The sequence below is a fragment of the Pseudomonas sp. D3 genome (assembly GCF_029320995.1).
Taxonomy (GTDB): Bacteria; Pseudomonadota; Gammaproteobacteria; order Pseudomonadales; family Pseudomonadaceae; genus Aquipseudomonas; species Aquipseudomonas paraveronii.
The window spans coordinates 5,621,168-5,645,496 of record NZ_CP119772.1 but is presented as its reverse complement, the minus strand read 5'-3'; the positions used below and the strand labels follow the sequence as shown (position 1 = coordinate 5,645,496).

Genomic DNA, 24,329 nt, shown 5'->3' with positions numbered 1-24,329 from the left:
TTTGACCGACGAGGTACAGCATGCGTCGCACTATGGTAGCTGGTAACTGGAAGATGCACGGTACCCGCGCCAGTGTCGCTGAGCTGGTCAATGGCCTTCGTCATTTGGCCTTGCCGAGCAGTGTTGATGTCGCGGTTTTTCCATCTTGCTTGCATATCAACCAAGTGGTTGATGGCTTGAAAGGTAAGTCGATTCAGATCGGCGCGCAGAATTCTGCGATGGAACCCATGCAAGGTGCGCTGACAGGTGAGATTTCGCCAAGTCAGTTGGTTGATGCGGGTTGTTCCTATGTGCTTATTGGGCACTCCGAGCGCCGTCAGTTGATGGGCGAGCGTGACGGAACACTCAATCGCAAGTTCGCAGCGGCACAGGCTTGTGGCTTGATTCCGGTGTTGTGCATAGGGGAGACCCTTGAGCAGCGTGAATCGGGCAACACCTTCGAGGTTGTCTCGCGTCAGTTGGGCAGCATCATCGAAGAGCTGGGTGTTGGTGCGTTTGCGAAGGCAGTCATTGCTTACGAGCCGGTCTGGGCCATTGGCACCGGGCTGACTGCAACACCGCAACAGGCGCAGGATGTGCATGCAGCCATCCGTGCGCAGTTAGCGGCAGAGAATTCTGAGGTCGCACAAGGTGTGCGGCTTCTATACGGCGGCAGCGTGAAGGCGGCCAATGCGGTCGAACTGTTCGGCATGCCGGATATCGATGGGGGGCTCATTGGTGGAGCTTCCCTGAATGCAGATGAGTTCGGTGCGATTTGTCGCGCCGCGGGAAACTGAAAAAATGCTGGAAACAGTCGTAGTCGTTTTTCATCTGTTGGCGGCCCTGGGCGTAATTGCCCTGGTTTTGTTGCAACAGGGTAAAGGTGCGGATGCTGGTGCGTCTTTCGGTGCAGGTGCTTCAAATACTGTATTCGGAAGCCAAGGTTCCTCTACCTTTCTTAGTAAGTTTACTGCTATACTTGCCGCAGGTTTCTTCATAACCAGCTTAGGGTTAGGTTACTTTGCTAAAGAGAAAGCTCATGTGCTGACTCAAGTAGGTTTGCCAAACCCAGCTGTATTGGAAGTGCCAAAAGCAAAGCCGGCTTCTGATGATGTCCCGGTGCTCCAAGAGCAAAAGTCGGCTACTCCAGCGACTGACGTGCCTCCAGCTCAAGAGCAAAAGTAAGAAGGGTTGTAAACGCTGTATTGCCGAGGTGGTGGAATTGGTAGACACGCAACCTTGAGGTGGTTGTGCCCATAGGGTGTAGGGGTTCGAGTCCCCTTCTCGGTACCAATTATCAGGAGAGCCCGCTGTTGCGGGCTTTCTTGTAGGTGGAAGGTTACATTGACCCTGTAAGGGATCGGTCGTATACTTCCGCCCCAGCTTTGTCGCGGGGTGGAGCAGTCTGGTAGCTCGTCGGGCTCATAACCCGAAGGTCGTCGGTTCAAATCCGGCCCCCGCAACCAGTTTTAGCGGAGCCCCTTATTAAGGGGCTTTTTGTTAGCTGGACACTTTCAACGCCGCTATTCGACGGCGTTTCAAGGATGGGCGTTTCGCCCATTTTTTTATTTTGCACAGCATGCACATACATGCACGAGGGGGTTCAGGTGTCGAGCAAGCTAGAAGAGTTGCAGGCCTTGCTGGCCCCGGTGGTCGTGGCCCTGGGCTATGAATGCTGGGGTATTGAGTTTTCGGCTCAAGGTCGCCACTCAATGTTGCGCGTTTATATTGATAAAGAGGGCGGCGTGCTGGTGGACGATTGTGCCATTGTCAGCCGTCAGATCAGTGGTGTTCTGGATGTTGAAGATCCAATCGCTGTTGAGTACACCCTCGAAGTTTCCTCGCCAGGCATGGAACGCCCACTGTTCACTCTCGAGCAGTTTGCAAAATTTGCCGGTGGACAAGTGAAAATCAAGCTGCGATCGCCCTTTGAAGGGCGGCGCAATTTTCAGGGCCTTCTGCGCGGTGTAGAAGAGCAGGATGTCGTGGTGCAAGTAGAAGACCATGAGTTCCTGTTGCCGATCGATATGATCGACAAGGCCAACATTATTCCCAGTTTTGACTGAGACGCGGATCCCGCGGATCCAATGGCTTGCGAAAGGCGAGGCGTACGATGAGCAAAGAAGTACTGCTGGTTGTTGAGTCGGTATCCAATGAAAAGGGCGTACCGGCAAACGTGATTTTTGAGGCGCTGGAGCTGGCCCTGGCCACTGCTACCAAAAAGCGTTTTGAAGACGAAGTTGATCTGCGTGTGGAAATCAATCGCCACACCGGTGCCTACGAGACTTTCCGTCGCTGGACGGTTGTTGAAGAAGCCGATCTTGATGATCCGGCCATCGAAACCTGGCCGAGCAAGGTTGCTGAAACGCACCCTGGCGCCAATGTCGGTGATGTTGTCGAAGAAAAGATCGAATCGATCGAGTTCGGCCGTATTGCTGCGCAAACTGCCAAGCAAGTCATTGTGCAGAAGGTTCGCGAAGCTGAGCGTGCTCAAGTCGTTGACGCCTATCGCGAGCGTCTGGGGGAAATCATCTCCGGCACCGTGAAAAAAGTCACCCGCGACAACGTGATCGTCGACCTGGGCAACAACGCCGAAGCGTTGCTGGCCCGCGAAGACATCATCTCTCGCGAAACTTTCCGTGTCGGCGTGCGTCTGCGTGCGTTGCTCAAGGAAATCCGCACCGAGAACCGCGGCCCTCAGTTGATCCTGTCGCGTACCGCGCCGGAAATGCTGATCGAGCTGTTCCGTATCGAAGTGCCGGAAATCGCCGAAGGCCTGATCGAAGTCATGGCTGCGGCCCGCGACCCGGGTTCGCGCGCCAAGATCGCGGTCCGCTCCAAGGACAAACGCATCGACCCGCAGGGCGCTTGCATTGGTATGCGCGGCTCGCGCGTCCAGGCAGTGTCGGGCGAGTTGGGCGGTGAGCGTGTGGATATCGTCCTGTGGGACGATAACCCGGCGCAGTTCGTGATCAACGCCATGTCGCCGGCTGAAGTGGCGGCAATTATCGTTGACGAAGATGCCCATGCAATGGACATCGCCGTTGGCGCTGACAATCTGGCTCAGGCCATTGGTCGTGGAGGTCAGAACGTGCGTCTGGCCAGCCAACTGACCGGCTGGACCCTGAACGTGATGACCGAATCGGACATCCAGGCTAAGCAGCAAGCTGAAACCGGTGACATCCTGCGCAACTTCATCGACGAGTTGGAAGTCGACGAAGACCTGGCGCAGGTGCTGGTAGATGAAGGCTTCACCAGCCTGGAAGAGATTGCCTACGTACCGTTGGAAGAAATGCTCAACATCGATGGCTTTGACGAAGACACCGTCAACGAGCTTCGCGCTCGGGCCAAGGATCGTTTGTTGACTAAAGCCATCGCTACTGAGGAAAAGCTGGCAGACGCCCATCCGGCCGAAGACCTGCTCTCGCTTGAGGGTATGGACAAGGATTTGGCGATGGAACTGGCGGTGCGCGGCGTAATTACCCGCGAAGACCTGGCCGAGCAGTCTATTGACGATCTGCTCGACATCGACGGCATTGACGATGATCGTGCCGGCAAGTTGATCATGGCCGCCCGAGCCCATTGGTTCGAGTAATTAGGCGCGGCCTGAGGAGAGAAGTGCATGACGCAAGTCACGGTGAAACAACTGGCCGATGAGGTCAAAACACCGGTAGAGCGCCTGTTGCAGCAGATGCGTGAGGCAGGTCTGCCGCACACCGCCGCCGATGAAGGTGTGAGCGATAGTGAGAAGCAGTCTTTGCTGACTCACTTGAAGAGCAGCCACAAGGCGAAAGTGGAAGAACCGCGCAAGATTACATTGCAGCGCAAAACCACCAGCACCCTGCGTGTTGCTGGTAGCAAGAGCATCAGCGTTGAAGTACGCAAGAAGAAAGTCTTCGTACAGCGCAGCCCGGAAGAAATCGAAGCCGAGCGCAAACGCGATCTGGAAGAACGCCGCTCAGTAGATAATGCTGCTCGTCAGAAGGCTGAAGAAGAAACCAAGCGACGCGCCGAAGAAGAAGCGCGTCGCCAGCCTACTGCTGCGCAACCTGCTGGTACTGAAGCGGTCGCGGCTCCTGCTGCGCCTGTAGAAGCTGTGCGTGAGGCCACTCCGGTTGCCGCTGCACCAGCACCTGCTGCTGACGCCCGCAAGCGTGACGAACCTCGTCGTCCGGACAAACCACGTGCCGACGATAATAGTCGTCGCGGTGGCGGCGGTGATGGCGAGCGCAAAAACGCTCCGCATCGCGCCTCGGTCAAAGAGAAAGCGCCTGCTCCACGCGTTGCGCCACGTACTACCGACGAAGAAAGCGATAGCTTTCGTCGTGGTGGTCGCGGCAAGGCCAAGCTGAAAAAACGCAACGCCCACGGTTTCCAGAGCCCAACCGGCCCTGTCGTGCGTGATGTGCAGATCGGCGAGACCATCACAGTTGGCGATCTCGCCAATCAGATGTCGGTCAAGGCTGCAGAAATCATCAAGTTCATGTTCAAACTGGGTACTCCCGCGACCATCAACCAGGTGCTTGATCAGGAAACTGCTCAACTGGTAGCCGAAGAACTGGGCCACAAAGTGACCCTGGTCAGCGACACCGCCCTGGAAGATTCCCTGGCCGAGTCCCTGAAGTTTGAAGGTGAGACGTTCTCCCGTGCGCCAGTTGTGACCGTAATGGGCCACGTTGACCATGGTAAGACATCGCTGCTCGACTACATCCGTCGTGCCAAGGTAGCTGCAGGCGAAGCTGGCGGTATCACCCAGCACATCGGCGCGTACCACGTTGAAACCGATCGCGGCATGGTCACCTTCCTCGACACCCCAGGTCACGCCGCGTTTACCGCAATGCGTGCCCGTGGTGCCAAGGCGACTGACATCGTGATCCTGGTGGTTGCAGCGGACGACGGCGTAATGCCGCAGACCATTGAAGCTGTCCAGCACGCCAAGGCCGCTGGTGTTCCACTGGTTGTGGCAGTGAACAAAATCGACAAGCCGGGCGCCGATCTCGATCGCATCCGTAGCGAACTGTCGGTTCACGGCGTGACGTCTGAAGAGTGGGGCGGTGATACGCCGTTCGTTTCGGTTTCGGCGAAAGTCGGTACTGGCGTGGACGAGCTGCTCGAAGCGGTCTTGCTGCAAGCTGAAGTACTCGAACTGAAAGCAACGCCATCGGCCCCAGGTCGCGGTGTTGTGGTTGAGTCGCGTCTCGACAAAGGTCGTGGCCCGGTTGCAACCGTTCTGGTTCAAGACGGCACCCTGCGTCAAGGCGACATGGTGCTGGTCGGTTCGAACTACGGCCGTGTACGTGCCATGCTCGACGAGAACGGCAAGCAAATCAAGGAAGCGGGTCCTTCCATCCCTGTCGAGATCCTCGGCCTGGACGGTACCCCGGACGCTGGCGACGAGATGAGCGTGCTGTCGGACGAGAAGAAAGCCCGTGAAGTGGCTCTGTTCCGTCAAGGCAAGTTCCGCGAAGTCAAACTGGCTCGCGCTCACGCCGGCAAGCTGGAAAACATCTTCGAGAACATGGGCCAGGCAGAGAAGAAGACGCTCAACATCGTCCTCAAATCTGACGTTCGTGGTTCCCTCGAAGCGTTGAACGGCGCCTTGAACGGCCTGGGTAACGACGAAGTGCAAGTGCGTGTCGTCGGTGGCGGTGTCGGTGGTATCACCGAGTCCGACGCTAACCTGGCACTGGCTTCCAACGCTGTACTGTTCGGCTTCAACGTGCGTGCCGATGCTGGCGCTCGCAAGATCGTCGAGCAGGAAGGCCTGGACATGCGTTACTACAACGTCATCTACGACATCATCGAAGACGTCAAGAAAGCCCTTACCGGCATGCTTGGCAGCGACGTTCGGGAGAATATCCTGGGTATCGCCGAGGTGCGTGACGTGTTCCGCTCGCCGAAATTCGGCGCGATCGCCGGTTGCATGGTTATCGAAGGTGTTGTGCACCGTAACCGTCCAATCCGTGTACTGCGTGAAGACATCGTTATCTTCGAAGGCGAGCTGGAATCCCTGCGCCGCTTCAAGGATGACGCTTCCGAAGTACGTGCCGGCATGGAATGCGGTATCGGCGTCAAGAGCTACAACGACGTCAAGCCTGGCGACAAGATCGAAGTTTACGAGAAGGTTCAGGTTGCTCGCAGCCTCTAACTCGCGCACTTCAGGAGCCACGCCGCGTGTGGGCATGCAAATGCCCCGCGCAACGTTCGGACTCTAAACGCAACGCCCGGTCTGGCTTTTGTCAGGCCGGGCGTTTGCCGCTTTCAGACCCCACGGGTTTCACCGTGTGGCAGTAACAGGTAACAAGACATGGCAAAAGAATACAGCCGTACCCAGCGTATCGGCGATCAGATGCAGCGCGAGCTGGCCCAACTGATCCGTCGCGAAGTCAAAGACCCCCGTGTTGGCCTGGTCACCATCACCGCCGTTGACGTGAGCCGTGACGTGGGTCACGCCAAAATCTTCATCACCGTGATGGGTGAGGACAGCAGCGAAGAAATTGCGCAAAGCATCAAGGTGCTCAACTCGGCCGCAGGTTTCCTGCGCATGCAGTTGGCCCGCGAAATGAAGCTGCGCAGCGTGCCTCAGTTGCACTTCCACTACGACGAAAGCGTCGTGCGTGGTGCGCACCTGTCGGCACTGATCGAGCGCGCCGTGGCTGAGGATAATCAGCACCCGTCCACACCTGAAGACGCCAAGGAGTAAGCGGTGGCTCAGGTCAAACGTATCCGTCGCAACGTCAGCGGCATCATTCTGCTCGATAAACCCATTGGCTTTACCTCCAATGCGGCGTTGCAGAAAGTCCGTTGGCTGCTCAATGCCGAGAAGGCCGGGCACACCGGCAGCCTCGACCCGCTGGCCACCGGCGTGTTGCCGTTGTGCTTTGGCGAGGCCACCAAGTTCTCGCAATACCTGCTCGATTCCGACAAGGGTTACGAAACCCTGATGCAACTGGGCAAGACCACCACCACGGCCGATGCCGAAGGTGATGTTTTGCAGGTTCGTGACGTGACCGTTGGTCGTGCTGATATCGAGGCTGCTTTGCCCGCTTTTCGTGGGAAAATCAGCCAGATACCGCCGATGTACTCGGCGCTCAAGCGGGATGGGCAGCCACTTTACAAGCTGGCACGTGCGGGCGAAGTAGTGGAGCGCGAACCGCGTTCTGTTACTATTGCGCGCTTGGAATTGCTCGCCTGTGAAGGCGACACCGCACGCCTGGCCGTGGACTGTAGCAAAGGCACCTATATCCGTACCCTGGTGGAAGATATTGGTGAAACGCTCGGTTGCGGCGCGTATGTTGCACAACTGCGACGCACCCAGGCCGGCCCTTTCAGTCTGGCGCAGACGGTTACGCTGGAAGAGCTGGAAGCGGTACACGCCGAAGGCGGCAATGAAGCGGTTGATCGCTTTCTGATGCCATCGGACAGCGGTTTACTCGATTGGCCATTGCTGCACTTTTCGGAGCACAGCGCGTTCTACTGGCTCAACGGCCAGCCGGTACGTGCCCCGGACGCCCCGAAATTCGGCATGGTGCGGGTACAGGATCATAACGGTCGCTTTATCGGTATCGGTGAAGTGAGCGAAGACGGGCGCATCGCGCCACGTCGACTGATTCGGTCAGAATGACCGGAACCTGTTTGTGGTAAAAGCGCAGTAGCTTTTACGCAAACTGGAACGAGGGTGGCTGTTAGCAGGCACGGTCACTACTCATTTTTAGATACAGGGATTTGTCCCTGGCCTGTTGAAACTGCCCTTTGGGTGGTTTCCTGAAAAAAGGATTGCCTCATGGCTCTCGACGTTCAAGAAAAAGCACAAATCGTAGCTGACTATCAGCAAGCTGTTGGTGACACTGGTTCGCCAGAAGTGCAAGTTGCACTGCTGACTCACAACATCAACAAGCTGCAAGGTCACTTCAAGGCCAACGGTAAAGATCACCACTCCCGTCGTGGTCTGATCCGCATGGTAAACCAGCGCCGCAAGCTGCTGGACTACCTGAAAGGCAAGGATCTGGGTCGTTATCAGGCTCTGATCGGTCGCCTGGGTCTGCGTCGCTAATAAGCGATTGCGCTAGAGGTTGGTTGTTTGTCGTGTGTCAGTGGGATTCCCGCTGGCCCATGGCAGGCTTCCAGCCTCAAGTTTTATCTGGATACACGTTTTACCCCTGGACAAGGGTTGGGCCGATTCCCGACATTGCCCAAGAATTTCGCAAGAAGACAAGTTCCCCAAGAGCCACAAAGAAGGTAGGACACCGTGAACCCGGTTATCAAAAAATTTCAGTTCGGTCAGTCGACCGTTACCCTCGAGACAGGCCGTATCGCCCGTCAAGCCTCCGGCGCAGTGCTGGTTACCGTTGACGACGACGTTACCGTACTGGTGACCGTTGTTGGCGCCAAGCACGCGGACCCAAGCAAGGGCTTCTTCCCTCTGTCCGTTCACTACCAGGAAAAGACTTACGCTGCCGGTAAGATCCCTGGCGGTTTCTTCAAGCGCGAAGGCCGTCCTTCCGAGAAAGAAACCCTGACTTCCCGACTGATCGACCGTCCGATCCGTCCGCTGTTCCCAGAAGGCTTCATGAACGAAGTGCAGGTTGTCTGCACCGTCGTTTCCACCAGCAAAAAGACCGATCCGGACATCGCTGCGATGATCGGTACCTCGGCTGCCCTGGCCATCTCTGGTATTCCTTTCGATGGCCCGATCGGCGCCGCGCGCGTTGCTTTCCACGAAAGCACCGGCTACCTGCTGAACCCGACTTACGAGCAGCAAAAAGCCTCGAGCCTGGACATGGTCGTTGCCGGTACCTCGGAAGCCGTATTGATGGTTGAATCGGAAGCCAAAGAGCTGACCGAAGACCAGATGCTGGGCGCTGTACTGTTTGCTCACGACGAGTTCCAGGTTGTGATCAACGCTGTTAAAGAACTCGCTGCCGAAGCTGCCAAGCCAACTTGGGCGTGGGCTCCACAAGCCGAAGCGACTGAACTGCTGGGCGCTATCCGCTCCGAATTCGGCGAAGCGATCTCCCAGGCCTACACCATCACCGTCAAGGCCGACCGTTACGCTCGCCTGGGCGAGTTGAAGGATCAGGTTGTGGCCAAGCTGTCCGGTGAAGAAGGCCAGCCTTCTTCCAGCGACGTCAAAGCGGCTTTCGGTGAAATCGAATACCGCACCGTTCGCGAAAACATCGTGAACGGCAAGCCACGTATCGACGGTCGCGACACTCGCACCGTGCGTCCGCTGAACATCGAAGTCGGCGTTCTGCCGAAGACTCACGGTTCGGCGCTGTTCACCCGTGGTGAAACCCAGGCTCTGGTAGTCGCGACGCTGGGTACTGCCCGTGACGCACAACTGCTGGACACCCTGGAAGGCGAGAAAAAAGACCCGTTCATGCTGCACTACAACTTCCCTCCGTTCTCGGTGGGCGAGTGTGGTCGCATGGGTGGTGCTGGTCGTCGTGAAATCGGTCATGGCCGTCTGGCCCGTCGTTCGATTGCGGCCATGCTGCCTGCCGCAGACGTGTTCCCGTACACCATCCGTGTTGTGTCGGAAATCACCGAGTCCAACGGTTCCAGCTCCATGGCTTCGGTCTGCGGTGCTTCCCTGGCACTGATGGACGCCGGTGTGCCAATGAAGGCACCGGTTGCCGGTATCGCCATGGGCCTGGTTAAAGAAGGCGAGAAGTTCGCCATCCTGACCGACATCCTGGGCGACGAAGATCACCTGGGCGACATGGACTTCAAGGTAGCCGGTACCGCCAAAGGTGTGACCGCGCTGCAGATGGACATCAAGATCAAGGGCATCACCGAAGAGATCATGGAAATCGCTCTGGGCCAAGCCCTGGAAGCGCGCCTGAACATCCTCGGTCAGATGAACCAGATCATTGGTCAGTCCCGTACCGAGCTGTCGGAAAATGCTCCGACCATGATCGCGATGAAAATCGACACCGACAAAATCCGTGATGTTATCGGTAAAGGCGGCGCGACTATTCGTGCGATCTGTGAAGAAACCAAGGCTTCGATCGACATCGAAGACGACGGCTCGATCAAGATCTTCGGCGAAACCAAGGAAGCTGCAGAAGCTGCGCGTCAGCGCGTTCTGGGCATCACTGCCGAAGCCGAGATTGGCAAGATCTACGTCGGTAAAGTTGAGCGCATCGTCGATTTCGGCGCATTCGTCAACATCCTGCCAGGCAAAGACGGTCTGGTTCACATCTCCATGCTGAGCGACGCTCGTGTTGAGAAAGTGACCGACATTCTAAAAGAAGGCCAGGAAGTGGAAGTGCTGGTACTGGACGTGGACAACCGCGGCCGCATCAAGCTGTCCATCAAAGACGTGGCAGCAGCCAAGGCTTCGGGCGTTTAAATACCCGCAGGCTTCACGCTGAAAAAGGACTCTTCGGAGTCCTTTTTTTATGCGCGCAGGAAAATGCCGAAAAATCAGGCGCTTAATCACATCCAAAAACCGCAACTTGCATGCAGGCACGATCCGCTTCATGCAAATTGCACGAATGCGAAAACCGGCTAAATTCTTAACGTGTTGTTTTTAAAGGTTTTATTTTTATGATTCGACTTGGCACAGTGCCTGCAATATTCCTGTTAACGCTGCAGCATCAAGGTACACACACTGCAGACTTTTAATAAAACAGGAGTTACTCGTATGAAGAAGTTCGCTCTCGCTACCGCAACTGCTACCGCTTTGACCCTGGCCATGGCCAACGTTGCCTTCGCTCAAACCTCCCAGGCGCCTATGACACTGGCTGCTGGCGAAATGACCAAAGCCAAAGAGTCCACCTCGGACACTTGGATCACCACCAAAGTCAAAGCTGACCTGCTGACCGAAAAGGGCATCCCAGGTTCGGACATCAAGGTTGAGACCAACAAAGGTGTGGTTTCCCTGTCTTCGACCGTTGCCATCTCCGACTCGCAGAAAGCCACCGCCGTAGCCATCACCAAGCGTATCAAGGGTGTCACTGCGGTGTCCGCTGACGGCTTGCTGGCTGGCGGTGCGGTAAAAGCTGACAACATCGACAAATCCAAGGAAGCCACTTCGGACACTTGGATCACCACCAAAGTGAAGGCTGACTTGGTCACCGAGAAAGGTATTCCTGGTACCGACATCAAAGTCGAAACCAACAAGGGTGTAGTTTCCCTGTCTTCTTCCGTCGCAGTGACTGAAGCGCAGAAAACTACTGCGGTGAACATCACCAAGAAAATCAAAGGCGTGAAAGCTGTATCGGCCGATGGCCTGAAAGCAGAGTAACGCCCAACCCATCGTCTGAACTAGGCGTCGGCGGCAACGAGTGAGTTAGATATCCACTCAATGCACCTCACGGGTTCATGCGACCGACCATAAGGATGTGGTCATTACAGGCCCCGGCACATGTGTCGGGGCCTGTTCTATTCTGCATTTCGTCGGTGTATGACGATTGGGGGGTTACTCAGCGTCCAGATGCATCGGCGTTATCACCCGGCCATCCTTCTCGGCCTGGCCAAGTTTGGCATCGATGAAGTACACCCGATCATCTTCCAACTGCCCTTTGTCCACGAGGTAGTCCTTGATGGTGCTCGCGCGGTCCTGACCGAGCTGGCGCAGCAGCACGTCGCTGCCACTCCAGAACGTGATCACGCCGTCCTTCAGTTTGGCCGTGCGCTCATCGTCGCTCAGGTTTTTCCATTCCGCCGGTGGTTGTTGCTTCAGGCGGGTGCGGTAGATACCCTCGAGCAACGGGGCTTTTTCCTTTTCCGGTACTTGCAGCAAGGAAGCCTGGGCCGGAACCTTGTCCCCACGGCGCTGCAGCATCTTGTAGTAGTTGTACTGGTATTCACGCTCCAGGCGCTGCTCTGCCAGGAACTTGCCGTCACTGTCGGCAGCCGCGGTGCCTTCGATTTCCAGGCGCAGGGTCGGGCGCTCCTTGAGGGCGTTGGCCAGGGTGTTCAGGGCGCCCTCGGCGTCTTTGTTCAGTTCGCTGGAGCCTGCTGCGAACGAGACATTGCCGAGGTCTTCCGAACCGCCGCCGGTCACCAGCCCACCGATAAACTTGAAGGGCGCCGTTGCTGCGCGCACCACCAGGTTGCGCAATGTCTGCCACACGATCGGCATCACGCTGAATTGCGGGTTATTCAAGTCGCCGCTGACGGGCAGCTCAATCGAGATCTTGCCGTCAGAGTCCTTGAGCAGAGCGATCGCGAGGCGAATCGGCAGGTCTACCGCATCGGCACTGTCGACCTTCTCACCCAGTTGCAGTTGCTCGACCACCACTTTGTTCTCGGCCTTCAACTGGCCTTTGATGATCACATAATGCAGGTCGAGGTTAAGGCGGCCCTTGCGAATACGGAAACCGGCGAATTTACCCGAGTAGGGCGTCAGGGTTGTCAGTTCGACACGTTTGAAGCTGGTGGCGATATCCAGCGCCGCCATCGGATCGAACGGGTTCACGCTGCCTTTGATGGTGACCGGTGCATAGCGATCCACTTTACCCTTGATGTCGACACTGGCCGGTTTGGCTTGGCGGCTGTCAATGGTGCCGATCTGCCCGTTGAGCTGTTGAATCGCGGTGGCGAAGTTGGGCGTGAGGCTGAAGTCGGCGAAGTTCGCCGAACCGTCGTTGATCGCAATCTGCCCGATATGAATGCCCAGAGGTTTTTCGTTACTGGCAGCCGCCTTGGCCGCCGGCTTGGCGCCGCTGTTGGCGGGCTGTGGGATCAGTAGGTCGTCGACGTTGGTGGTGCGATCATCGTTGATCATGAAGCGCACGTAGGGCTGCAGCAGGTTGACCTTGTCGATCGACAGGCTGTTGCCATGCTGATAGTTCACGCCTTCCAACACCAGGCGCTGCCATTTTAGGAAGTCGCGGGTCTTGAGTGTGTCGAGGGTGTGCAACTGATCGACCTGCGCCCGGCCGGTGATCTGCAGGGCCAGAGGATCGGTGCTTTTCAGGTTCACGTCGAGGTTGCTGCCGAGCATGCCGCTACGCAGCTCCAGGCGTATGAACGGGCTGATATAGGATTGCGCGACCCGCAGGTCGATATCCTGGGTGTTCACTTTCAGCTTGGCGCTGACCGGGCTGAGGTTGACCTCGCCGGTTGCCTGGATCTTGCCTTGCTTGCCCAGGCCGGTGTCGACCTTGAGGGTAAAGGGGTTGCCGTTGAGGCTGTCGAAGTTCTGCACATCGACGTTCAGCGGGCCCAGTTCCAGAGCAACGGCGGGTTTGGCCTGGCGGTCGGCCAGGTGGACCTGATAGTTACGCAGTTGCACATCCTTGAGCAGGACTTGCCACGGTTTGCTGGGCGCTGCGACAGCGGGTTTTGGCGAGTCGGCAGCCGCTGGTGCGCTGGCCGGTTCCGGCGCCTTGGCCGGCTTGCTCGGCTGGCTGGCGAACAGTTTCTGCCAGTCCAGTTGCCCATCGGCCTCGCGGGCGGCCCAGGTTTCCAGCTTGTTGCTGCGGATCTTGCCGACCACCACCTGCTGCTTGGCCAGGTCGATCGTGGTTTCGCTGACGTCCAGGCGCTCCAGGCGCACCAGCGGCCGGCCATCCGGCGCCTTGATGGCGAATGGCGCGATGCTGGCGGCGGTGTTGGTCAGGTTCAGCTCGGTCTCTTTGGCCAGGCTGAACGTGTAGTCCGTGCTGAAGTTGAGCACACCGTTTTCGAGCACCAACGGCAGTGCGTCACGCACATAGGGCCACCAGGCTTTCATCTTGCCGTCGGTGATTTTCAGGGTGCCTTTGGAGGTGATCGGCACCAGGCTGACGTTACCTTTCCAGTCGATCTGCCCACCTTCCGGGCCGGCGGCGACCAGGGTCATGTTGGCATTGTCTTCCGGCAGGGTGCTGAGGTTCTTCAGCTCGAAGTCGAGTTTGTCGTAGAGGAACTCGATCGGCTCGCTGGGGCGCAGATCCTGGAAATGCACATAGCCGCCCGCCAGCTTGATCCGCTCGATACGCAGCGGGAACGGCTTGGCGTTGGGGTCTGTCGGGGTCGCTTCGCTGGGCGGCAGTTTGAACAACTGCGCCAGGTTCAACTGGCCGGACTTGTCGAACAGCAACTCGGTCTTGGGTTTGTCGAGTTGCACATCGGCCAGGTGCAGGGCGCGGGTCCACAGGCTGTCGAGCTGCAGGTTGGCGTACAGCCGCTCGAAACCCACTTGTTCCTTGCCGGGTTCGCCGATTTTAAGGCCCCACAGCGTCAGTTCCAGACTGAACGGGTTGAGCTCGATACGCTCGATGCGCGCCGGCACCGTAGCGTAGTTGGCCAACTGTTGGTTGGCTATGCGAAGGGCAATGCCGGGCAAAATCAAAAAGCCCAGCAAGCTGTACAGGGCAACAACAGTCAACAAGGCGCCAGTGGCGCGGATCAATCCTTTGGGCATGGGGCGGCGCCATCTATGTTGAACAGGAGTGCCTTGGAGTATGGCACGGGTTTTCGGTTCCGAAGAGCCAGCTCCTTTCAGAAAATTCCTATAACTGCAGGATCAGAGTCTTCAGCGGTGGTTGCTGGTCTTGCGACGGAAAGTCGGCGCCAGGTGGCATGACTTGCCAGTCGCGTACCGGACGCCCGGCTTTCTCAGCGCAACGTAGAACCTGCTCACGCCAGTCGTCCATGCTCACTTTTGCCAGGTTATTGCAGCAGATCAGCACGCCGTCATCGGCGGTTGCCAGCAGCGCCGGCTTGAGCAGGCTTTGATAGTCGCGTAACAGGTCGACGGTGCCAAAGGCGCTCTTGGCCCAAGCCGGCGGGTCAAGTAGCACCAGGTCATATTGACGCGGTTCCAGGCGGGGATAGCTCGGCAGTTTCTGCCCGCGCCGCTGGGTGATCGGCAGGCCGGCCAGTTGGCGAATCGCCGGGAAATAATCGGACTGCACGAACGTCATGCTTACCAGCTGCGGGTTGAGCAAGCCGTTTTCGCGCCCGACCGCCAGGTTGCCTTCGGCAAAATCCAGGTTGCACACTTCACGGGCACCGCCGGCGGCAGCGCTCAGGCCCACGCCACAGGTGTAGGCAAACAGGTTCAGCACGCTTTTGCCGGCACTGTGTGCCTTGACCCAGCCGCGAGTGTTGCGCAGGTCGAGGAACAGCAACGGGTCTTGCCCGGCATGGCGGCCACGCACGCGGTAATTGAGGCCCCATTCGTGGCCGACCAGATCCTGCAGCGCCTCGGGTGTGGCGCGGTAGACCGTGTCTTCGCGGTCGATCCGCGAGTTGCCACGGGAACGATCGTTGTACACCAGCAGCAATTCCAGGCCCATGTACTGGTTGATCAGTTGATGCAGCTCCAGCAGGTCGGTGGTTTCCAGCGCCTGGTGGAAGCTCTGCACCAGCAATTGCGGGCCATAGCGGTCGATGGTCAGGCCACCTGCACCTTCCTGGCTACCATGGAACAGCCGGTAGCAGTCGGTGCCGTGGGCATGCAGCTCGCTGATCAGGTCTTGGCGATGATCGAGGGCGGCGCGCAGCGCCTGGTTCAGGGGAGACATGGAGCGCGCCTTGCTGGGTAAATGTGGGCGCGGAGTTTAGCAGCTATGCAGCGCCGCCTACATCAACCCCATCCGCCGATGTGCGCGCTGCACCGAGCCATTGCGCATCGCCCAACGCAGCAACGGTGCGCTGCGCTTGACCCCGGCACGCACCAACTGGCGTTGCAACAGGCTTGGGTGTTGCCCCAGCATCGCGCCCGCCCAGTCCGGCAGCAGGTCGATCCCGGCCTGCATCATCAGGGCGCCAAAGGGTTTTGCCAGCGTGCTGGGAGCCGGCGCATCGAGCAGCAGGCGCAGCACTTCGCGGCTGCGCTCGTCGCACAACAATTGCGGACGAATACACGCCAGATAATCCGCAATTTCCTCGCGTGAGCGTGGCACATTCCGTGCGCCCAGGCGTTCGGCGACCAGCGCGATTTCGTCGTAGTAACGATCCTGGTCGCGCCCCGACAGCTGTGGGTTGCGATAACGCAGGTGAGCGGCGAGGAAGCTGCTGACCTCCGCCACATGCACCCAGGTCAGCAGCTCCGGGTCGCTGGCCGCGTAGGGGCGGCCGTCCGGCGCATGCCCGACGACCTGGAGGTGAACGGTGCGCACTTTTTCGATCAGCCATTCGGCGTCTTTGCGCGAGCCGAAGGTGGTGCCGGAGATGAACTGCGAAGTGCGGCGCAGGCGCCCGAGCAGGTCCTGGCGAAAATTCGAATGGTCCCACACGCCGGCCAGCGCCAAGGGGTGCAAGGCTTGCAGCATCAAGGCGCTGATGCCGCCGATGAGCATGCTGCTGAAGTCGCCATGCACTTGCCAACTGACCGAGTCCGGGCCGAACAGGCCGGGGTCGCCCTTGGGGTTTTCCAGGTCCAACTGGCCCAGCGACAAGCCGGTGAGGCTCATCAACTGGGTTTCGATACGGCTGCGGATAAATTCCATGGCGACGCGCGGGTTCCTATCGGTTCAGGCGTTTATTGATCAGGCCGGCGACCACGCTGGGGTCGGCCAGGGTGGAGGTATCCCCGAGGCTGTCCAACTCGTTGCAGGCGATCTTGCGCAAAATGCGTCGCATGATCTTACCCGAGCGGGTTTTCGGCAAGGCCGGGGCCCATTGGATCAGTTCCGGTTTGGCAAAGCTGCCGATTTCCTTGCTGACCAGTTCGAGCAGGTGTTTTTTCAGCGTATCGCTGGGTTCCACGCCATTCATCGGCGTGACGAACGCATAGATGGCCTGGCCTTTGATGTCATGGGGATACCCCACCACCGCAGCTTCGGCCACCCAGTCATGTAACACCAGGGCACTTTCCACCTCGGCGGTGCCAATACGGTGGCCGGAGACGTTGATCACATCGTCAATGCGCCCGGTGATCCAGTAATCGCCGTCTTCATCGCGCCGCGCGCCATCGCCGGTAAAGTAATAACCGGGGTAGGGTTTGAAGTACGTATCGATCATGCGTTGCGGGTCGTCATAGACACTGCGGATCTGCCCCGGCCAGCTGGATTTGATCGCCAGCACGCCGCTGCCGGGGCCGTTGATTTCCTTGCCGTGTTCATCGAGCAGCACCGGCAGTACGCCGAACATCGGTTGGGTCGCGCAGCCGGGCTTGATGCGCTGGGCACTGACCAGCGGGCTGAGCATGATGCCGCCGGTTTCGGTCTGCCACCAGGTATCGACAATCGGGCAGCGTTGTTCGCCGACGGCGTTGAAGTACCAGTCCCAGGCTTCCGGGTTGATCGGCTCGCCGACGCTGCCCAGCAGGCGCAGGCTGGCACGTGAGGTGTTTTCCAGCGGGGCGTGACCCTCGCGCATCAACGCGCGCAGGGCCGTGGGCGCGGTGTAGAAGATATTGACTTGGTGCTTGTCGATGACCTGCCAGAAGCGCGAGCTGCTCGGGTAGACGGGCAGGCCTTCGAATATCAGCGACGTGGCGCCGTTAGCCAGCGGGCCGTACACGATGTAGCTATGGCCGGTGACCCAGCCCACATCGGCGGTACACCAGAACACTTCGCCATCGCGGTAGTCGAGCACGTATTTGAAGGTCATCGCGGCTTGCAGCAGGTAGCCGCCGGTGGTGTGCAGCACGCCCTTGGGTTTGCCGGTGCTGCCGGAGGTGTAGAGGATAAACAGCGGGTCTTCGGCGTCCATCGGCTCGGGCGGGCAGTCGTCGCTGGCGGCATCCACGGCCTGTTGATAGTTGAGGTCGCGGCCGTCGCTCCAGTTCACGGCCGCCCCGGTACGCGCCACCACCAGTACGGTGCTGACGTTCGGGCAACTGGCCAGGGCCTTGTCGACATTTTGTTTCAACGCCACCGGCTTGCCGCCGCGCACGCCTTCATCGGCGGTGATCACCGTGCGGCAGTCGGCGTCGAGAATGCGGTCGCGCAGGGCGTCGGGTGAGAAACCACCAAACACCACTGAATGCACTGCCCCAATCCGCGTACAGGCGAGCATGGCGTAGGCCGCTTGAGGAATCATCGGCATGTAGATACACACCCGGTCGCCCTTTTTCACGCCACGGCTTTTCAGCACATTGGCCAGGCGGCTGACGTTTTGGTGCAGTTGGCGGTAGGTGATGGTGGAAGACGTGGTCGGATCATCGCCCTCCCAGATGAAGGCTGGCTGATCGGCGCGTTGCGCCAGGTGACGGTCGATGCAGTTGTAGCTGACGTTCAATTGGCCGCCGGCAAACCATTGGGTGGCGCCGGTCTTGATGTCCGAGGTATTGACGGTGTGCCAGGGGGTTATCCAATCGAGAAAGCGCTTGGCCTGTTCAGCCCAAAACGTGTCCGGCTGTTCGATGGATTGGCGATAGAGGCGCTGGTAGTCCTCTTGACTCAGTTGCGCAGCCCGGCGAACGGCATCGGCGATGGGAAACGTGCTGATATCGAACATGAGCGATCCTTATTCTTGTTTTTGCGACAAGTCATCAAGATGCACCCAGTAGGGGGAGGGTTCAAGGCCGACGTCCAAATGGACGTCGGCCCTGTGTGACCGACGTCAGCCGCGGTGACGACCGCGGAAGTAGTTGATCAGGCCCTGGGTCGACGCATCGTCGGCCGGGGTTTCTTCGGCGCCGGTCAGGCGGTTGTAAACGCCTTTGCCCAGCTCCTTGCCCAGCTCCACGCCCCATTGGTCGAAGGCGTTGATGCCCCAGATCACGCTTTGCACGAACACTTTGTGCTCATACATGGCGACCAGTGCGCCCAGGCGCCGCGGGCTGATGCGCTCGACCACCAGGGTGTTGCTCGGACGGTTGCCCGGGATCACCTTGTGCGGGGCCAGCTTTTGCACTTCGGCTTCCGGCAGGCCCTTGTCGCGCAGTTCGGCTTCGGCTTCGCTGCGGGTCTTGCCGAGCATCAGTGCCTGGCTCTGGGACAGGCAATTGGCGTACAGCCACTGATGGTGGTCGGACACCGGGTTGAAGCTGACGATCGGCACGATAAAGTCAGCCGGGATCAGTTGGGTGCCCTGGTGCAGCAACTGGTGGTACGCGTGCTGACCGTTGCAGCCCACGCCGCCCCAGATCACCGGACCGGTATCGGTGGACACTGGCGTACCGTCCTGGCGCACGCTCTTGCCGTTGGATTCCATGTCCAGCTGTTGCAAGTGTTTGGTGATGTTACGCAGGTAGTGGTCGTAGGGCAGGATCGCATGGCTCTGCGCGCCCCAGAAGTTGCCGTACCACACACCCAGCAGGCCAAGCAGCACCGGCATGTTCTGTTCGAACGGCGTGTTCTGGAAATGCTGGTCCATGGTGTAGGCCCCGGACAGCAGCTCCTTGAAGTTCGACATGCCGATGGCCAGGGCGATTGGCAAACCGATAGCCGACCACAGCGAGTAACGGCCGCCGACCCAGTCCCACATCGGGAAGATGTTTTCTTCGCGAATACCGAAGGCCACGGCGGCCGCGTTGTTGCTCGATACGGCGATGAAGTGGCGATACAGCTCGGCTTCCGAGCCACCCTGGGCCAGGTACCAGGCGCGGGCGGCCTGGGCGTTTTTCAGGGTTTCGAGGGTGTTGAAGGATTTCGACGAGACGATGAATAGCGTGGTCTCGGCGCGCAGTTTCATGGTCAGTTCGTGGAACTCACTGCCGTCGATATTCGCCAGGTAGTGGCAGCGCACGCCTTTGTGGGCGTAGGACAGCAGCGCTTCGGAGACCAGCTCCGGGCCGAGGAACGAGCCACCGATGCCGATGTTCACCACGTCGGTGATCGGCTTCTCGCTGTAGCCACGCCACAGGCCGTCGTGGATGCGGCCCACGAGGTCGGTGATCTGGTTCAGCACCTTGTGTACGTCCGGCATGATGTTCACGCCGTTGACCGACAACTTGTCGCCCACCGGGCGGCGCAGGGCGGTGTGCAGGGCAGGGCGCCCCTCGGAGGAGTTCACCGGTTCGCCGGCATACAGCGCGTCGATCGCGGCTTTAAGGTCGACTTCCTTGGCCAGGCCCACGAGCAGGTCGCGGGTTTCGCTGGTGATCAGGTTTTTCGAGTAATCGAGGAAGAGCCCGCAGCTGCTCAAGGTGAATTGGGAAAAACGCTGAGGATTGGCATTGAACGCGTCGCGCATGCTGAAATCCTGCATGGCTTGGCGATGTTGATTGAGCGCTTGCCAGGCCGGCAGAGCGGTAACGTCATGAGGGGTGCGGTAGTACGCCATCGCTGCGGGTTTCCTTTTATTACGGGGACTGCCTTTAGGACACTTCAAAGCCCGAAACATCCAGTGTTTCATCAAACAATGGGTTCCAGACAGCGCTAACCATAGCGCTGGGCGAATACATTAAACCTAGCGTGTCGATATGTCTTGGCTTTGTCTGCGCTGTGGCCGGTACTTTTTTATACCGGCGCATCAGGCTGGGGTCAGTCGAGGTTCAGGTGCAGGTTATCGATGAGGCGTGTCGCCCCCAGGTAGGCCGCGACCAGGATTACCACGTCGCGATCCTCGGCCGTGGCTGGACGCAGGTGGACGCCTTGGCGCACTTCAAGGTAATCGAGGCGCATCCCGGCGGCCTCGATCTGCTGGACCTGTTCGGCACGCAGTTTGGCGAAGTCGCGGTCACCGTGTTTGATGGCGGCGGTCATCTGACTCAGGCTGCGGTACAGCAACGGCGCGATCGCCCGCTGCTCAGCGGTGAGGTAACCGTTACGCGATGACAGCGCGAGGCCGTCATCGGCGCGGACGGTCGGTTCACCGATGATCTGGATCGGCATGTTCAGGTCATGGACCATGGCGCGAATCACGGCCAGTTGCTGGTAGTCCTTCTGGCCAAACACGGCCATGTCCGGCTGGACCATGTTGAACAGCTTATTGACCACCGTGGCCACGCCTTCAAAGTGCCCGGGACGGCTGGCGCCGCACAGGCCTTCGGACAATTGCGGCACGCTGACGCGGGTCTGGCCGGCCATGCCGCCGGGGTATATTTCCTCGACGGTCGGCGCGAACAATAGGTTGCAGCCAGCTTGCAGGAGCTTTTCCTGGTCGGCGGCGAGGGTGCGCGGGTAGGTGTCCAGGTCTTCGCCGACGCCAAACTGCAGCGGGTTGACGAAGATGCTCGCCACCACGAAGTCCGCCTGCTGGGCAGCCTTGGCCACCAGGGTCGCGTGGCCGCTGTGCAGGTTGCCCATGGTGGGCACAAAGCCTATGCGTTTGCCGGCGTTGCGGGCATGGGCGACGGCAGCCCGCAGTTCGCGGACGGTTTTTACGGTGTTCATGCAGAGAATCCGTGTTCGGCGCCAGGGAAGGTCACGCCTTTGACTTCGGCAACGTATGCGCTCAACGCGGCGTGGATGCTGTCTTGGCCGGTCATGAAGTTCTTCACGAACTTCGGCACGCGGCCGGTCATCGACAGGCCGAGCATGTCGTGCAACACCAGGACCTGGCCGTCGGTGGCCGACCCGGCCCCAATGCCGATTACGGGCACTTTAACCGCATGGGTGATTTCTGCGGCCAGTTCGCTGGGCACGCATTCGAGCACGATCATCGCCGCGCCGGCTTGTTCCAGGGCGATGGCATCGGCACGCATCTGGCGCGCCTGGGCTTCATTGCGGCCTTGGACCTTATAGCCGCCGAGGAGATTCACGGACTGCGGCGTCAGGCCCATGTGCGCACACACCGGCACGCCACGTTCAGCCAGCAGGCGGATCGACTCGGCGAGCCAGACGGCGCCTTCCAGCTTGACCATGTGCGCCCCGGCCTGCATCAGTTTGCCGGCGTTCTGGAAGGTTTGTTCGAGGGTGGCGTAACCCATGAATGGCAGGTCGGCGATGATAAACGCGCCGTCGTTACCGCGCTTGACGCTAGCGGTATGGTAGGCGAGTTCATCCGTGGTGACGGGCAGGGTGCTGTCATTCCCTTGAAGAACCATGCCCAGGGAGTCGCCCACCAGTAGCACCTCGACACCGGCTTGGCAGCAGGCGTGGGCGAAGGTGGCGTCATAGCAGGTCAGCATGGTGATTTTTTCACCTTTGAGCTTGAGACTCTGCAAGGTGGTCAGGGTAACGTCTGGCATGAAAAGGGTCCTCGTTCAGGCGCTTGGAAACAGCGAGTAACGCGCGTGAGTCTTCGTTTATACAGGCGCACTTTCTTGATAGCAGTGCTTATAAGGCCTGGATTGCGCCCTTTAGCGCCGGTTGGCGGCAGCGGGACGCCTATAGTCGTGAGGAGGGCACGGGAAGTCAATTGCATGTGTTACCGCATTGTTACGGCGGTGGTGTTACCGCTGTAACTGATGCGATTCAGCAGGGTGGGGCAGGCAGCGAGTCAGGCAGTAGCGATGCGTTCCAGGCCGACAAACGGGCAGGCTGCCAGCAGGTCGCTGAGGCGCTGGCCATCGGGCAATTGCAGGGTGGCTGGCGCCAGTTCGGCCAGCGGGTACAGCACGAAGGCGCGCAGGTGCATCTGGTAGTGCGGCACTTGCAGGCGGGGTTCGTCGATCAGGCGGTCGCCGTACAGCAGGATATCCAGGTCGAGCGTGCGTGGGCCCCAACGCTCAAGGCGTTCGCGGCCTTGGTCGTTCTCGATGGCTTGCAGCGCATCGAGCAGTTCCAGCGGCGCCAGGCTGCTGTCCAGGGCCGCAACCGCATTGGTGTAGCGCGGTTGGCCGGGGAGCAGCGAGTCGCTTTGATAGAAGGCCGACACCCCCGCGACGGTAGTGTCCGGCAATTGCGCCAACGCTTCGATAGCGCTGCGCAATTGTTGCTCCGGGGCCGCCAGGTTGCTGCCCATGCCGATGTAGATGCGTTCCACGTTTATTCGCCTGCGGCGCCCGAGGCATCGCCGGCGCTGCGCTTGCGTTTGCTGCCGCTGCGACGACGTTTTTTCGGGCCAACGCCTTCGCCGACGCCATCGCCTTTGCTGCCGAGCTCACGAATCATCTCGCGGCGCTCGCTGTCATTGGCGTCCTGGTAGTCGGTCCACCATTCGCCCAGGCCGTCGGTCTGCTCGCCGGCGCTTTCACGCAGCAGCAGGAAGTCGTAGCCGGCGCGGAAGCGCGGGTTGTCCAGCAACAGGTCGGCGCGCTTGCCGCTGCGACGCGGCAGGCGTTCCTGCATGTCCCAGATCTCGCGGATCGGTATGGTGAAGCGTTTCGGAATGGCGATGCGCTGGCACTGCTCGGCGATCAGCTCGTGAGCGGCTTCCTGCATGGCCGGGATCGGCGGCATGCCGCGATCCTGAAGGCGCAGTACGCGTTTCGGCAAGGCCGGCCACAACAAGGCGGCAAACAGGAACGCCGGGGTGACCGGTTTGTTCTGCTTGATGCGCAGGTCGGTGTTGATCAACGCTTCGCTGATCAGGGTGTGGGTATACGTCGGGTTGTATTCCAGTGCTTCGGCACTCGCCGGGAACAATGGATCGAACAACTGCAGGTCGACGAGCATTTCGAAGGTGTCGGCGGCGTAGCCCGAGAGAAACAGCTTGAGCACTTCTTCGAACAGGCGCGCCGAGGGGATTTCCCGCAGCATCGGCGCCAGTTCGCGAATCGGCGCAGCGGTGTGTCGCTCGATACCGAAGTTCAGCTTCGCAGCGAAACGCACCGCCCTCAGCATGCGTACCGGGTCTTCCTGGTAGCGCTGCGCCGGGTCTCCGATCAGGCGGATCAGGTTGTTGCGAATGTCGTGTACGCCGTTGGCGTAATCGAGGATGCGCTCACTGACCGGGTCGTAATACAGGGCGTTGATGGTGAAGTCGCGGCGCTGCGCGTCTTCTTCCAAGGTGCCGTAGACGTTGTCGCGCAGGATGCGTCCGCTTTCGTTGCGGGAAGACTGATTGGTGTCCTCTTCCTCATCGTTTTGCGGATGACCGGCGCGGAAGGTCGCGACCTCGATGATTTCGCGGCCAAAGTGAATATGCACCAGCTTGAAGCGGCGGCCGATGATTCGCGCATTGCGAAACTCGGCACGCACTTGCTCGGGCGTGGCGCTGGTGGCGACGTCGAAGTCCTTGGGCGTGATATTAAGCAACATGTCGCGTACACACCCGCCCACCAGATAAGCCTGGTAGCCGGCGTTCTGCAAGCGTTCGACGATGTTCACTGCATAACGGCTGAACTGAGCGCGTTGCAGCGAATGTTGGCTGCTGTTGAGCACTTCAGGCGTGCTGCGTTTGTGTTGCGTTCGACGCAAGGGGGAACGGAATGACTGGAACAACTTCTTCAGCATGGGATGCACTGTTTGAAGGAATGTTCGGCCATAACAAAGAATGACCGCATGATGGGCCGGGATTCTAGCATTTAGTCGGGGGATGGTGTAGGAACAAGCTGCAGGCCTTGCGCCATAAGCCTCAAAACGTTAAATACCGGAAACTACAAGGGGAGCCGAAGCTCCCCCAGAAGTAGTTGCGTGCTCTATTTTTATTATTGGTTTCGGGCTTCTTGTTTTTGTTGATCGCCCTCGCCA

General features: G+C 59.2%; 19 protein-coding genes and 2 tRNA genes. 12 read left to right on the top strand and 9 right to left on the bottom strand.

Features of this window, described 5'->3' with window-relative positions; genetic code table 11:
* Window positions 1–20 precede the first annotated feature (20 nt).
* From tpiA to P3S72_RS26045, 12 genes are all read left to right on the top strand, one after another.
* Window positions 21–776 carry a triose-phosphate isomerase gene (gene tpiA, locus P3S72_RS26100; protein ID WP_276194928.1) on the top strand — a complete coding sequence of 252 codons (756 nt, stop codon included), beginning with the start codon at window positions 21–23 and terminating at the stop codon, window positions 774–776.
* Window positions 777–780: 4 nt separating this feature from the next.
* A complete protein-coding gene (gene secG / locus P3S72_RS26095; RefSeq protein WP_078835321.1) occupies window positions 781–1,164 on the top strand; it encodes a preprotein translocase subunit SecG in 384 nt (127 codons plus the stop codon).
* Window positions 1,165–1,186: 22 nt separating this feature from the next.
* A tRNA-Leu gene (locus P3S72_RS26090) sits at window positions 1,187–1,272 on the top strand.
* A 96-nt stretch (window positions 1,273–1,368) separates the two neighbouring features.
* A tRNA-Met gene (locus P3S72_RS26085) sits at window positions 1,369–1,445 on the top strand.
* Between the two features lie 141 nt (window positions 1,446–1,586).
* Window positions 1,587–2,045 carry a ribosome maturation factor RimP gene (rimP, locus tag P3S72_RS26080; RefSeq protein ID WP_026140087.1) on the top strand — a complete coding sequence of 153 codons (459 nt, stop codon included), beginning with the start codon at window positions 1,587–1,589 and terminating at the stop codon, window positions 2,043–2,045.
* A gap of 47 nt (window positions 2,046–2,092) precedes the next feature.
* The gene (nusA, locus tag P3S72_RS26075; RefSeq protein WP_253399163.1) at window positions 2,093–3,574 is read left to right on the top strand and encodes a transcription termination factor NusA; all 1,482 of its coding nucleotides are present in this window, start codon (window positions 2,093–2,095) and stop codon (window positions 3,572–3,574) included.
* A 27-nt stretch (window positions 3,575–3,601) separates the two neighbouring features.
* Window positions 3,602–6,127 carry a translation initiation factor IF-2 gene (infB, locus tag P3S72_RS26070; protein WP_276194927.1) on the top strand — a complete coding sequence of 842 codons (2,526 nt, stop codon included), beginning with the start codon at window positions 3,602–3,604 and terminating at the stop codon, window positions 6,125–6,127.
* Window positions 6,128–6,286: 159 nt separating this feature from the next.
* Entirely contained in the window at window positions 6,287–6,682 is a 396-nt protein-coding gene (gene rbfA / locus P3S72_RS26065) for a 30S ribosome-binding factor RbfA (protein ID WP_247395694.1), read from the top strand.
* A gap of 3 nt (window positions 6,683–6,685) precedes the next feature.
* Entirely contained in the window at window positions 6,686–7,603 is a 918-nt protein-coding gene (gene truB / locus P3S72_RS26060; protein ID WP_247395695.1) for a tRNA pseudouridine(55) synthase TruB, read from the top strand.
* Between the two features lie 159 nt (window positions 7,604–7,762).
* Entirely contained in the window at window positions 7,763–8,032 is a 270-nt protein-coding gene (gene rpsO / locus P3S72_RS26055; RefSeq protein WP_003176135.1) for a 30S ribosomal protein S15, read from the top strand.
* Between the two features lie 195 nt (window positions 8,033–8,227).
* Window positions 8,228–10,333, top strand: coding sequence for a polyribonucleotide nucleotidyltransferase (gene pnp / locus P3S72_RS26050; protein WP_247395696.1), 2,106 nt, complete (start codon window positions 8,228–8,230; stop codon window positions 10,331–10,333).
* A 294-nt stretch (window positions 10,334–10,627) separates the two neighbouring features.
* On the top strand, window positions 10,628–11,230 hold the full coding sequence (locus tag P3S72_RS26045) for a BON domain-containing protein (protein ID WP_247395697.1): 603 nt from the start codon (window positions 10,628–10,630) through the stop codon (window positions 11,228–11,230).
* A 174-nt stretch (window positions 11,231–11,404) separates the two neighbouring features.
* Here P3S72_RS26045 and P3S72_RS26040 read toward each other — a convergent pair whose 3' ends face one another.
* The 9 genes from P3S72_RS26040 to P3S72_RS26000 form a co-directional block, all read right to left on the bottom strand.
* A complete protein-coding gene (locus P3S72_RS26040) occupies window positions 11,405–14,338 on the bottom strand; it encodes a DUF748 domain-containing protein (RefSeq protein ID WP_276194926.1) in 2,934 nt (977 codons plus the stop codon).
* Window positions 14,339–14,426: 88 nt separating this feature from the next.
* Entirely contained in the window at window positions 14,427–15,443 is a 1,017-nt protein-coding gene (locus P3S72_RS26035; RefSeq protein ID WP_276194925.1) for a class I SAM-dependent methyltransferase, read from the bottom strand.
* Window positions 15,444–15,500: 57 nt separating this feature from the next.
* Window positions 15,501–16,370: an oxygenase MpaB family protein gene (locus tag P3S72_RS26030; protein WP_276194924.1), complete on the bottom strand. Its 870-nt coding sequence runs from the start codon at window positions 16,368–16,370 to the stop codon at window positions 15,501–15,503.
* A 16-nt stretch (window positions 16,371–16,386) separates the two neighbouring features.
* The gene (gene acs / locus P3S72_RS26025; protein ID WP_276194923.1) at window positions 16,387–18,324 is read right to left on the bottom strand and encodes an acetate--CoA ligase; all 1,938 of its coding nucleotides are present in this window, start codon (window positions 18,322–18,324) and stop codon (window positions 16,387–16,389) included.
* A 105-nt stretch (window positions 18,325–18,429) separates the two neighbouring features.
* Complete coding sequence (gene pgi / locus P3S72_RS26020) at window positions 18,430–20,094, bottom strand: glucose-6-phosphate isomerase (protein ID WP_276194922.1); 1,665 nt, start codon at window positions 20,092–20,094, stop codon at window positions 18,430–18,432.
* Between the two features lie 200 nt (window positions 20,095–20,294).
* Window positions 20,295–21,146 carry a pantoate--beta-alanine ligase gene (gene panC / locus P3S72_RS26015; RefSeq protein WP_276194921.1) on the bottom strand — a complete coding sequence of 284 codons (852 nt, stop codon included), beginning with the start codon at window positions 21,144–21,146 and terminating at the stop codon, window positions 20,295–20,297.
* Window positions 21,143–21,943, bottom strand: coding sequence for a 3-methyl-2-oxobutanoate hydroxymethyltransferase (gene panB, locus P3S72_RS26010; protein WP_276194920.1), 801 nt, complete (start codon window positions 21,941–21,943; stop codon window positions 21,143–21,145). The genes panC and panB overlap by 4 nt, the downstream gene beginning before the upstream one ends.
* A 251-nt stretch (window positions 21,944–22,194) precedes the next feature.
* Window positions 22,195–22,680 carry a 2-amino-4-hydroxy-6-hydroxymethyldihydropteridine diphosphokinase gene (gene folK / locus P3S72_RS26005; RefSeq protein WP_276194919.1) on the bottom strand — a complete coding sequence of 162 codons (486 nt, stop codon included), beginning with the start codon at window positions 22,678–22,680 and terminating at the stop codon, window positions 22,195–22,197.
* 2 nt (window positions 22,681–22,682) lie between these two features.
* A complete protein-coding gene (locus tag P3S72_RS26000; RefSeq protein ID WP_276194918.1) occupies window positions 22,683–24,092 on the bottom strand; it encodes a polynucleotide adenylyltransferase PcnB in 1,410 nt (469 codons plus the stop codon).
* Between the last annotated feature and the right edge of the window lie 237 nt (window positions 24,093–24,329).

Coding starts and splice junctions, on each gene's coding strand:
- nusA (WP_253399163.1), top strand. CDS start 2,093: ATGAGCAAAGAAGTACTGCTGGTTGTTGAGTCGGTATCCAATGAAAAG.
- panC (WP_276194921.1), bottom strand. CDS start 21,146: ATGAACACCGTAAAAACCGTCCGCGAACTGCGGGCTGCCGTCGCCCAT.
- rpsO (WP_003176135.1), top strand. CDS start 7,763: ATGGCTCTCGACGTTCAAGAAAAAGCACAAATCGTAGCTGACTATCAG.
- pgi (WP_276194922.1), bottom strand. CDS start 20,094: ATGGCGTACTACCGCACCCCTCATGACGTTACCGCTCTGCCGGCCTGG.
- tpiA (WP_276194928.1), top strand. CDS start 21: ATGCGTCGCACTATGGTAGCTGGTAACTGGAAGATGCACGGTACCCGC.
- P3S72_RS26030 (WP_276194924.1), bottom strand. CDS start 16,370: ATGGAATTTATCCGCAGCCGTATCGAAACCCAGTTGATGAGCCTCACC.
- infB (WP_276194927.1), top strand. CDS start 3,602: ATGACGCAAGTCACGGTGAAACAACTGGCCGATGAGGTCAAAACACCG.
- acs (WP_276194923.1), bottom strand. CDS start 18,324: ATGTTCGATATCAGCACGTTTCCCATCGCCGATGCCGTTCGCCGGGCT.
- rbfA (WP_247395694.1), top strand. CDS start 6,287: ATGGCAAAAGAATACAGCCGTACCCAGCGTATCGGCGATCAGATGCAG.
- P3S72_RS26035 (WP_276194925.1), bottom strand. CDS start 15,443: ATGTCTCCCCTGAACCAGGCGCTGCGCGCCGCCCTCGATCATCGCCAA.
- P3S72_RS26000 (WP_276194918.1), bottom strand. CDS start 24,092: ATGCTGAAGAAGTTGTTCCAGTCATTCCGTTCCCCCTTGCGTCGAACG.
- panB (WP_276194920.1), bottom strand. CDS start 21,943: ATGCCAGACGTTACCCTGACCACCTTGCAGAGTCTCAAGCTCAAAGGT.
- P3S72_RS26045 (WP_247395697.1), top strand. CDS start 10,628: ATGAAGAAGTTCGCTCTCGCTACCGCAACTGCTACCGCTTTGACCCTG.
- secG (WP_078835321.1), top strand. CDS start 781: ATGCTGGAAACAGTCGTAGTCGTTTTTCATCTGTTGGCGGCCCTGGGC.
- P3S72_RS26040 (WP_276194926.1), bottom strand. CDS start 14,338: ATGCCCAAAGGATTGATCCGCGCCACTGGCGCCTTGTTGACTGTTGTT.